General features: G+C 72.0%; 11 protein-coding genes. 5 read left to right on the top strand and 6 right to left on the bottom strand.

Features of this window, described 5'->3' with window-relative positions:
- A partial coding sequence (locus SOM11_RS12990; protein WP_414655464.1) for a MurR/RpiR family transcriptional regulator occupies positions 1–380 on the bottom strand: 380 nt, incomplete at its 3' end.
- 218 nt (positions 381–598) lie between these two features.
- Between SOM11_RS12990 and SOM11_RS12985 the strand changes: the two genes are divergently transcribed.
- The 3 genes from SOM11_RS12985 to SOM11_RS12975 are packed head-to-tail and all read left to right on the top strand — an operon-like array spanning position 599 to position 3,912.
- Positions 599–1,621: an ornithine cyclodeaminase family protein gene (locus tag SOM11_RS12985; RefSeq protein ID WP_320478294.1), complete on the top strand. Its 1,023-nt coding sequence runs from the start codon at positions 599–601 to the stop codon at positions 1,619–1,621.
- A 1-nt stretch (position 1,622) separates the two neighbouring features.
- A complete protein-coding gene (locus tag SOM11_RS12980; RefSeq protein ID WP_320478293.1) occupies positions 1,623–3,218 on the top strand; it encodes an aromatic amino acid lyase in 1,596 nt (531 codons plus the stop codon).
- Positions 3,219–3,276: 58 nt separating this feature from the next.
- Positions 3,277–3,912, top strand: coding sequence for a DUF6518 family protein (locus tag SOM11_RS12975; protein ID WP_320478292.1), 636 nt, complete (start codon positions 3,277–3,279; stop codon positions 3,910–3,912).
- Between the two features lie 93 nt (positions 3,913–4,005).
- On the opposite strand, the gene SOM11_RS12970 is transcribed toward SOM11_RS12975, so the two are convergent.
- The 3 genes from SOM11_RS12970 to SOM11_RS12960 form a co-directional block, all read right to left on the bottom strand.
- On the bottom strand, positions 4,006–5,952 hold the full coding sequence (locus SOM11_RS12970; RefSeq protein WP_320478291.1) for a BCCT family transporter: 1,947 nt from the start codon (positions 5,950–5,952) through the stop codon (positions 4,006–4,008).
- A gap of 62 nt (positions 5,953–6,014) precedes the next feature.
- The gene (locus SOM11_RS12965) at positions 6,015–6,953 is read right to left on the bottom strand and encodes an alpha/beta hydrolase (RefSeq protein WP_320478290.1); all 939 of its coding nucleotides are present in this window, start codon (positions 6,951–6,953) and stop codon (positions 6,015–6,017) included.
- Between the two features lie 218 nt (positions 6,954–7,171).
- Positions 7,172–7,438, bottom strand: a complete 267-nt coding sequence (locus SOM11_RS12960) for a hypothetical protein (protein ID WP_320478289.1) — start codon at positions 7,436–7,438, stop codon at positions 7,172–7,174.
- Positions 7,439–7,605: 167 nt separating this feature from the next.
- On the opposite strand from SOM11_RS12960, the gene SOM11_RS12955 reads away from it, so the two are divergent.
- Positions 7,606–8,139: a PadR family transcriptional regulator gene (locus SOM11_RS12955; protein ID WP_244637286.1), complete on the top strand. Its 534-nt coding sequence runs from the start codon at positions 7,606–7,608 to the stop codon at positions 8,137–8,139.
- A gap of 5 nt (positions 8,140–8,144) precedes the next feature.
- On the top strand, positions 8,145–9,854 hold the full coding sequence (locus SOM11_RS12950) for an ABC1 kinase family protein (protein WP_320478288.1): 1,710 nt from the start codon (positions 8,145–8,147) through the stop codon (positions 9,852–9,854).
- 142 nt (positions 9,855–9,996) lie between these two features.
- Here SOM11_RS12950 and SOM11_RS12945 read toward each other — a convergent pair whose 3' ends face one another.
- Positions 9,997–10,146 carry a hypothetical protein gene (locus SOM11_RS12945; protein WP_320478287.1) on the bottom strand — a complete coding sequence of 50 codons (150 nt, stop codon included), beginning with the start codon at positions 10,144–10,146 and terminating at the stop codon, positions 9,997–9,999.
- Positions 10,143–10,280, bottom strand: coding sequence for a hypothetical protein (locus SOM11_RS12940; protein WP_192061494.1), 138 nt, complete (start codon positions 10,278–10,280; stop codon positions 10,143–10,145). The genes SOM11_RS12945 and SOM11_RS12940 overlap by 4 nt, the downstream gene beginning before the upstream one ends.
- Positions 10,281–10,318 lie beyond the last annotated feature (38 nt).

Genomic DNA, 10,318 nt, shown 5'->3' with positions numbered 1-10,318 from the left:
CCTGCGCCGGCCGCGCTGGCCCTGCCGCCCGCGCCGGGCCTGCCGCCCGCACCGCCTGCACCGTCTGCGCCCGCACCGCCGGCACCGCCCGCCCCCGCCGCCGGGGGAGTGGCCGTCAGCACGGCGTCACGCGCCGCGTTGCGGAACTCGGCGTAGCCCGAGAACCCCAGCGCCGTCGCGATGCGCGTGACCGTGGGCTGGCTGACGCCCGCCGCCTCGGCCATGTCGATGGTCGACGCGAAGGCCACCTGCGGCAGCGAGTCGAGCATGTGCTGCACCACACGGCGTTGAGTGGGCGACAGCCGGTGCTGGTGCACCAGGTCGATCAGCCAGCCGCGGACGCCGTCGAGCTGGTGGTCGTCCAGATGCGGCGTGCTCACGGGTGGGGCCTCTCGGTGGGGTGCTCGCCACGGTAGCGGCGCACGGGGCCGGAACCGCGCCTCCTGAACATCATTAAACACAACCGTCACACAGCGCATGGAACAATTCACGCAAGCATCGTCACGCCAGCACGCCAGCACGCCAGCACGCCAGCACGCCAGCACGCCAGCACGCCAGCACTACAAGCACGTCCCGCGCACCCGACCCGAGGAGAACCGTGACCACACCGACCCGCCCGATCTGGCTGCGATACCTCTCGGGGCCCGACATCGACTCCCTCGACATCCCCTCGGCGGCGATCGTCGACGCGATCGACTCGGTCGTCGCCGCCCACGGTCGCGGCGAGACGGTCTTCGAGCCGCGCATGCACCTCGTGCCCGACAACGGCGGGGTGGGTCACTTCAACGTGCTGCGTGGGCACGTGTCGACCCTCGGCGAGCGGGGCGTCAGCGGCGTCAAGGTCGTCGGCGACTTCGTGCCGAACTACCTCGAGGGGCTGCCGAGCGAGATGGCCATGGCGACCCTCTTCGACCCCTACAACGGCACGCCGCTCGCCGTGATGGACGCCACGTTCGTCACCGAGGCCCGCACCGGTGCGATGACGGCCGTCGGCGCCCGGTACCTCGCCCGCCCCGATTCGAAGGTGCTGGCCCACGCCGGCGCCCGCGGCACCGCGTTCTCGAACGTCACCATGCTCGACGGCCTGTTCGACCTCGACGAGATCCGGGTCACGAGCCGTCGCGTCGAGTCGCGCGAGGCGTTCGGCGAGCAGCTGCGGGCCGTGACCGAGACGCCCGTGGTCGTCGTCGAGGCCGCCGACGAGGCGTTCGACGGGGCCGACATCATCGTCGAGGCGACGCGGCTGACCGAACCCGCGCCGCTCCTCCGGCGCGAGCACATCCGACCCGGCGCGTTCGTGGTGCCCTACGGCACGGTCAGCGCGGTCGAGCCCGAACTGCTCGACGTGATCGACAAGGTCGTGGTCGACGACTGGGCCGAGTCGCGGTCGGGCCGGTTCGGTGCCCTGCGGCACCACGTCGACACCGGGCTGCTCAGCCCCGAGACGCTCTGGGCGCAGCTCGGCGAGATCGCCTCGGGCGCGAAGGCCGGGCGCGAGTCCGCCGACGAGCGGATCCTCTTCTGGCACCGCGGCCTGTCGATCCTCGACGTCGCGCTCGCGCACCTCGTGCTGCGCACCGCCGAAGAGGCCGAGGTCGGCACGATGCTGCGGTACCGCTGACGTGGCTGCGGAACCGCTCGCATCGGCCGCACCGCTCGAACCGCGTCGATCGGTCGGACCGCTGGTCGTCGACCGGCCGACCGATCTCGACGCCGCCGCCGTCCTCGAGGTGGCCGACGGCCGCGAGCTGCGCCTCACCGACCGTCTCGTGGCCGAGCTCGACGCCGCGCGCGTCGAGACCCTCGCCGCCCTCGACGCCGGCGGTCCCGTCTACGGAGTCACCACCGGCATGGGCGCCGCCAGCACCATCGCCCTGGACGAGGAGGCGCGGGCCGGTCACCAGGCGCGCCTCCTGATCGCGCGCGCCACGGGATCGGAGCCCTGGCTCGCTCGACGCGAGGTGCGGGCGTCGCTCGCGGTGCGCCTCCGGACGTTCCTGTCGGGCGACGCGGGGGTCTCGTCGGCCCTCTGCCTGCGGCTGGTCGACGTGCTGCGGCTCGACCTCGTGCCCGCCGTCCCGGCCACGCGACTCGGCACCGCCGGCGAGATCGTGCCGCTCGCACACCTCGGCGCCGCCGCGACGGGTGCCGCCACCGGCGAGCTGCTGACGGCGGAGGGCGCGGTGGTGCCCGCCCAGGAGGCGCTGGTCGCGTCGGGACTCGACCCGCACCTCCTCGGCCCGAAAGAGGGTGTCGCCCTGATCGAGGGCGTGCCGGTCACGACCGCGCGCGCGATCGTGCTGGCCGACTGCGCACGACGGGTGGCCGACCAGGCGCTCGCCGTGCTCGCGGCGGAGCTCGAGCTGGTGGGGGCGAACCGCGATCCGTTCCGGGTGTCGACGGCTCGGGCGGACGACGCGCTCGCGGCCGTGCTGAGGCGGCTCGACGGGCTGCTGGGGCCCGAGCGGGAGTCGGCGGCGTTGCAGTCGCCGGTGTCGTTCCGGGTGAGCGGGCCGGCGTTGGCGCATCTCGCCAGGGTGCTCGAGGCGCTCGACGCGGCGGTGCTGCGGGCCCTCGACGGCGTGACGGACTCGCCCGCGCGACTCGACGGCGCGTTCGTGGGCACGGCGGGGTTCGACGGCTTCGACTTCGCGGCATCGCTCGACGCGGTCCGTTTCGCGGTGCTGCACCTGGCCGAGCTGGGCGCCGCTCGGCTGCACCGGCTGCTCGACGGGGCGGTGTCGGGGCTGCCGCGGCAGCTGTCGTCGGCACCGGGTGTCCAGGCCGGCATGGTGACGGTGCACAAGCGCGCGGTGGGCACGGTGCACGGGCTGCTGACGGCCGCCCGACCCGCGTCGCTGGGCATCATCGAGACGTCGCTCGGACAGGAGGACGCCCAGTCGTTCTCGCTCGAGGCCGCCGAGCTGCTGGCGGGGGCGCTCGACGGGGCGACCGACGTCGCGGCGTGCGAGCTGCTCGCGGTGCTGCACGCGCGGCGGTTGCGCGGGGTGCTGGCGGGTGCTGGTGCGGGGGCCGGTGCTGGTGCGAGTGGGGGTTCGGGTGCCGGTGCTGCTGTGACGCCGCTCGACGACGAGCTCGCCGGCGCGGATGCGCTGCTGCCGCCCGGTGTGGTCGACCGGCCCTTCGGACGCGACGTCGCGACGCTGGTGCGGACGCTCGAGGCGGGGTCGTTCTCGAGGAGGACATCGGCCGTCTAGAGAGTGATCCGTCGCTCGCGGGCACGTCGGCGCGGCCATCGACGGTCATGCTGACCTCATGAGGAGAACCGTCGGATCCGCACTCGCCTGGTGGGCGGTCGCCGTCGTCGTGGGGCTGCTGCTCGGCGGTGCGACCTCGTTCGGGCAGCAGCACCTGCCCGACGGGCTCAGGTCGTTCGCCAACTCGAACAGCGGGTGGACGCTGCTCGCGTTCGCGGTGACCGTCGTCTGCACCCGGTGGGCGAGCGCCCGACGCTGGTGGATCGCGGCGGGAATGGGGCTGCTCGTCTTCCACGCCCTGCTCCAGGGATACGTCGTCGTGTCGACGCTGCGGGGGTTCCCCGACTCGTACGGGCCGGGCGACCTCTACTTCACCATCGCGACGCTGGCCGGCCCGGTGACCGGACTCGCCGGGCTGTGGTGGCGGGCCGAGCGACGGCTGCTGCGGGCCGTGGGGGTCGCGGTGTTCGCGGCCGTGATGATCGGCGACGGCGTCTCGGGCCTGCTGCGGGTCGTCGAGACGACGGGCTGGCTGTACTGGACGATCAGCATCGCGATCGGCGTCGGCGTGCTGGGGTGGGTCCTGATCCGGCGTCTCGATCGACCGCGGGAGCGCGTGGTGGCGACGGCGCTGACGGCGGTCGGTGCGGGTGCGTTCGCCGGGCTGTTCGGGGTCCTGTCCGGCGGGGTGTGACCCGGCTCGGTGCGGCCTGGCCGACTGCGACCGTGACCGTCGGGGCACCCCGCCCGGCCGGTGCCGGGTGGAGTGCCCCGAGGGCGAAGACCTCTAGTCGCGGTCGTCGTCCTTGCCGCTGCCGGGGACGGCGCCCTCCGCGACGGTGGCGTCGTCGTCGGAACCTTCGGAGGCCTCCGACGCCTCGGCCGCGTCGGCCTCGGCGGCCGCGTACGACGCGCTCAGACCCTCGTCGGCGTCGTGCTCGACCCAGGCGAGGTCGTCCTTCGAGTGGTCGTACGCGGCCGGCACGAGCGCGAAGTCGTCGCCGAACTCCTCGAGGCCGTTGCGCACGCTGTGGCGCACGACGCGCTCGGCGTACTGGTCGCGGAGGATGAGCGGATCGCGCCGCAGGTCCTTCAGGAACGCGATCATGATGAACGCCATGATGATCGCGAACGGCAGCGCCGCGATGATCGTCACGTTCTGCAGCGCGCTCAGCCCCGCGCCGTCCTCACCACCGGCGACGAGCAGCACCGCGGCGATCGCGCCGACGAGCACACCCCAGGTCACGGTGACCCACCGCGACGGCTCGGGGCGGCCCTGCTGCGACAGCGTGCCCATGACCAGCGAGGCCGAGTCCGCACCCGTGACGAAGAAGATCGCGACGAGCACGGCGGCGATGACCGTGGTGACCCCGGCCAGAGGCAGGCTGCCCAGCATGCCGAACAGCACCTCCTCGGGCGGGCTGCTGGGCAGCGGGGCGTCGTTCATCCGCTGGTCGATCGCCGTCACCCCGAAGATCGCGAACCAGATGAACGAGACGATCGACGGGACGACCACGACGACCGAGACGAACTGGCGCAGCGTGCGGCCGCGCGAGATCTTGGCGATGAACATGCCGACGAAGGGGGACCACGAGATCCACCACGCCCAGTAGAAGATCGTCCAGCTCGACAGGAAGGCCTGCGCCTCCTCGCCCTGCGAGCCGGAGCGCCCGATCATCATCGGCAGGTCGCCGACGAACTGGGCGGCCACCGACGGGATCACGTTGAGGATCAGCATCGACGGGCCGACGAAGAACACGAAGAGCGCCAGCAGGAGCGCCACGACCGTGTTGATGTTCGAGAGGGCCTGGATGCCGCGCGAGACCCCCGAGACCGCGGAGATGATGAAGGCGATGGTCAGCACGGTGATGACCCCGACGAGCAGGGCGTTGCCGGCCTGGCCGATGCCGCTGATCAGCTCGACTCCGTGGCCGATCTGCAGGGCGCCGAGGCCGAGCGAGGCCGCCGTGCCGAAGAGCGTCACGATGATGGCGAAGATGTCGATGGTCTTGCCGAGGGGCCCCTGGGTGCGGCCCTCGCCCAGCAGCGACGCGAAGATCGACGAGATGAGCGGGGTGCGGCCGCGGCGATACGCGCCGTAGGCGATCGCGCCGCCGATGAGGGCGTAGAACGACCACGCCTGAGGCCCCCAGTGGTAGAGGACCTGCGTCAGGGCGGTGTGCATCGCCTCGACGGTCTCGGCCTCGTCTGTGCCGGGGGGCGGGCTCTCGAAGAAGGTCAGCGGTTCGGCGGCGCCCCAGAAGACGAGGCCGATGCCCATGCCGGCGGCGAAGAGCATCGAGATCCACGAGAACATCGAGAACTCGGGCGCCTCGTCGTCGCGCCCGAGGCGGATGCGCCCGAAGCGGCCGAAACCGACCCAGAGCATGAAGACCATGATCACGGTCGCGATCGAGGTGAAGAACCAGCCGGTGTACTCGATCACCCAGGCGAGGACCGCCGAGGCGGTGGAGGCGAGGCTCCCGCCGCCGAGGACGCCCCACGCCAGGAACGCGACCGCGAAGAGGATCGCGACGCCGAAGACGGTTCTATCCGTTCGGAACACACGGCCGGTCTGCTCGACTCCGAGGCCGGGGATCAGCGCCGGGTGCACACCGCTGGGCGGTGGTTCGGTGAAGTCGCGGACGAGGCGCCTGGCACCGCCTGGGGTGCGATCGTGCTGCGGATCGCCGGACGGCTCGGTCGATCGGGGGCCCTGCTCGTTTCCTTGCATGGGAAGCAATTGTCTGATGATTGCCGGGAAAGGTCCAATCAGAGGCCCATCATGCGACGCCGTCAGCTCGACGGATCGAGGAACCCGTCCGTCTCCGCGGCGATCCGCGGCGACTGCGTGTGGTGCAGGTAGTGGTCTCCCTCGAGCGGGACGACCCGGCCGCGCTCGACGCTCGCCGCCTGGCGTTCGTGGAGCCCGATCCAGCCGTCGACGTCCGAGTCGTCCTGCACGACGAAGAGGAGCACCGGGAGGTCCGCCGGGAACGTCGCTCCGCTGACCGAGGCGAAGTTGCTCGGGGTGCGCTCCATCTCGTCGAGCAGCGTCGGCGCCGTCGAGTTCTTCGTCGTGAGGAGGCGCATCTGCTCTTTGGTTCCCTCGTCGTAGGGCATCCCCTCGTACGGGTCGCCGGCGAGGGCGGACGCCACCCGGAGAAGACCCAGGTCGCGGAGCTGGACGAGCCCGTCGGTCGGCACGGGTTCATCCCACCCCGGCTGATCGGGGACGCTGCTGTCGATGCCGATGAACGCCGTGAGCTCGCCCGGGTGGAGTCGGCTCAGCTCGAGGGCGTAGACGCCGGCGATGGAGTGCCCCATGACCGCGTAGCGATCGACGCCCAGACTCTGCAACGCCTGGTGCGCCTCCTCGGCGATGTTCTCCGCGGTGCGTGGAGCATCGGTCTGGTCGCTCAGCCCGGTGCCGAAGGGCTCGAGGGCGATCACGCGATGGGTGTCGTCGAGCTCGGAGATGAGCGGCTGGAAGTCGAGACCCGGGGCCGCCGTGCCGAGACCGGGCAGCAGGACGATCGTGTCGTCGCCCGTGCCGCTGACGACGGCGTTCATCTCCCTGCCGTCGACGGGAACGCGCTGCCCGTAGGGCGTGATGGCGGCGAGGTCCGACTCGGTGGCGACCACGTTGACGATCGACGTCGTGGCCAGTGCGAGAGCGGGCAGGGCGACCAGGGCGCCGACCACCCACAGCGTCGCTTTCAGGGGCTTGCGCATGGAGTCCTCTCGGTGCGGCTCGGGGCCCGCACGGTCTCCGAGAAGCACACCAGAGGTCGGCGGTCACGAGAAGTGCCGACGCGTCACCTGTCGCCCGTTACGGATGTCATGACCGCCCCGTCCGGCCATCGTCGAGCGGTAGGAGGCGCGCGAGATCCGGTCGGTCGCCCCGGCACGACCTGCTCAGTCGACCGGTCCGCTCGGTCGCCCCGGTCCGCTCAGTCGTCCGTCGCAGGAGGCGCGGGGCGGGGATGCCGGATCGTCGCGACCGTCCCGACGACGCAGACAGCAGTCGCGATCACGAGGGCCCCGATCACCAGGCCGCCGAGGACGGACGTACCCCCGTCTCGCACCGCGACGTAGAGACTCTGTGCGATGCAGGACAACCAGAAGACCGCGCCGATGCCCCACCCCACGGAGGACCCGCGGAAGGTCGGCCACTGAAGTCGCAGCCTGCCCCGCTGCTCTTTCCCGTTCTCCTCCATGCTCACCCCTTCGTCGTCGTCGACCTCTTCACCGTACGTCGAGGTCGAGGAGGACTCAAGGAGCTCGGCCTCGTCGGCCCGCTCTCGAGTCTGAGTGCGAGCCCCGGAGGGTGACGGACGGCAGGTATATCGTTCGGGTATCGCTCGACCCTCGACAGGAGATCATCATGGGCACCTCGCGTACACCCGGTTCTTTCACCGTCGACCTCGACGGGATGTGGCAGGCGATGGACCAGCTTCGCTCGACGTTCGACCGTCGCGACGGCTCGCGCGCCCCGCGCGGCGAGATCCGCACCGCCATCCTCGCGCTGCTCGCCGAGCGGCCGATGCACGGCTACCAGGTCATCCACGAGATCGACGAACGCAGCGGCGGCGACTGGAAGCCCAGCGCCGGCTCGGTCTACCCGACCCTGCAGCTGCTCGCCGACGAGGGCCTGATCGAGGCCGAAGAGACCGAGGGCCGCAAGGTCTACTCGCTCACCGACGCGGGTCGCGCCGCCGCCGGCATCGACTCCGCCGACCCGTGGGCGCCCTCCCGCTCGACCGGCGACCGCCGGACTGCCCTGCCCAAGGCCGGCATCGACCTCGCCCGTGCGACCGCCCAGGTCGGCCGCACCGGCACCTCCGCGCAGGTCGACGAGGCGGTGGCGGTGCTCGACGACGCCCGTCGACGCATCTACTCGATCCTCGCTCGAGACTGACGCGGGTGGCGTCGCCCCGTCTCGACGAGGCCCACCCCGCGGTGCGCGACCGGGCCGGTCGTGCCCGCTACCGCCGCATCCTGCGGTTCGCGTCCCGTCACCTCGCCGTGACCTGGTGGTTCGAGCTCGTGCTGCCCCGGTTCGGCCTGCGCTGGGTCGCCGAGCGCACCCGCGCGAAGCGGATGCAGCGCTTCGCCCGGGGCTTCCACGCGCTCGCGCTCGATCTGGGCGGCCTGATGATCAAGGTCGGCCAGTACCTGTCGTCGCGCCTCGACGTGCTGCCGCCCGAGATCACGAAGGAGCTGGAGGGGCTCCAAGACGAGGTCACGCCCGTCCCGTTCCCCGAGATCCGGGCGCTCGCCGAAGCCGAGCTCGGCATGCCGCTCGACCGCGTATTCACGTCGGTCTCGCCCGAACCGATCGCCGCCGCCTCCCTCGGTCAGGCGCACCGGGCGACGCTCGGCCCCGTCGACTCGGCCGACACGGGGCTCGTCGACGTCGTGCTGAAGGTGCAGCGACCCGGCATCGACCTTATCGTCGACGTCGACCTCGCCGCCCTCCGCAAGGTCGGCGGCTGGCTCAGCCACGTGCGACTCGTCTACGACCGCGTCGACGCCCCCGCGCTCGTCGAGGAGTTCGCGCGCACCAGCCTGGAGGAGATCGACTACCTCAACGAGGCCGCCAACTCGGCGCGCTTCGCCGCGGACTTCGCCGACGACGACCGCGTGGGGGTGCCCGACGTCGTCTGGGAGCGCTCGACCCGTCGCGTGCTCGTGCTCGAAGACGTCTCGGCGATCAAGATCACCGACGTCGAGGGTCTGCGCGGCGCCGGCATCGACCCCGCCGAGGTCGCGCCGGTCTTCGCCGCCGTGATGTTCGACCAGCTCTTCACCAACGGGTTCTTCCATGCCGATCCGCACCCGGGCAACATCTTCGTCACGCCGATCGCGGCGGCCGAGGGCGAGCGACCGTGGCGTCTCACGTTCATCGACTTCGGGATGATGGGCGAGGTGCCGACGGGCACGCGCAACGGCCTCCGGCAGCTGCTGATCGCGGCGGCTTCGCGCGACGGCAGCGGCATGGTCGGGGCGATGCGCGACCTCGGGGTGCTGCTGCCCAGCGCCGACACCAACGAGCTCGAACGCGCGGTGAGCGCCACGTTCGCCCGATTCGGCGGCATGGGCTTCGCCGAGTTGCGGCAGGTCGACCCTCGGGAGTACCGCGAGTTCGCGGGTCAGTTCGGCGACCTCATCCGCTCGCTGCCGTTCCAGCTGCCCGAGGACTTCCTGCTCGTCCTGCGGGCGGTGACCCTCACCTCCGGCGTGTCCAGCGCCCTCGACCCCGTCTTCAACCTGTGGGACTCCGTCGAGCCCTACGCCGCGCAGCTGGTGCGCGACGAGCGGGGCAACGCCGTGCAGGACGTCGCCCGTCGGGCGCTCGGAGCCGCGGAGGTGGCGGTCCGGTTGCCGGGACGCCTCGACCACCTGGTCGGTCGCCTCGAAGACGGGACCCTCGAGGTGGGCAGCCCGCGCATCGAGAAGCAGCTGGGGCGCATCGAGCGGACGGCCCGTCGGGTGCTGGCCGCGGTGATCTTCGGCGCGCTGCTCGTCGCGGGGGCGGTGCTGCGCGCCGACGACGACGGGCTCGGCACCGCGCTGATGATCGCGTCGGCGCTGCCGCTGCTGTACGCGCTCTTCGCGGGCCGCCGGCCCTAGCCGCGCGGCGCTGGGCGCGCCACGCCTTGCACGGGTGTGGCGGGTTCCTGTCATCCGCGGCGGGTCAGCGCTGACCCGCCCCCGATGACGGGAACCCGCCGCAGCTGGCGGTGGCCGCGCTGGCGTCCATCCGGCCGGGCGTTCAGGGGCGGTAGTCAGCCCGCTCGTCGCCCGTGGGCTGAGGCCCGGGATGCGGCTTGTTCCCCAGCAACGCGCCCATGGCCGTGAGGCCCGCCGCGATTCCCGTCGCGACGTGCTTCAGCACGCTCGCAGCGACCGATCTCGATGTCATGGGGTCCTCTCGGGTTCGGCGATCGTCGCGTCGTCGCCGCGCGACCGCCGACGTCCGCGGTCCTCCGCGCGCAGGACGACGCAGAGCCCGACGAAGCCGGCCCCGAGGAGGAGCGGCGCGAGATAGTAGATCACCCTCATAGTGTGTCGCGGCGAGGGTCTGTGGCCAAGCG

This window comes from Frigoribacterium sp. CFBP9029 (assembly GCF_034045305.1).
GTDB lineage: Bacteria > Actinomycetota > Actinomycetes > Actinomycetales > Microbacteriaceae > Frigoribacterium.
This window is presented reverse-complemented; position numbering and strand designations above follow the sequence as displayed.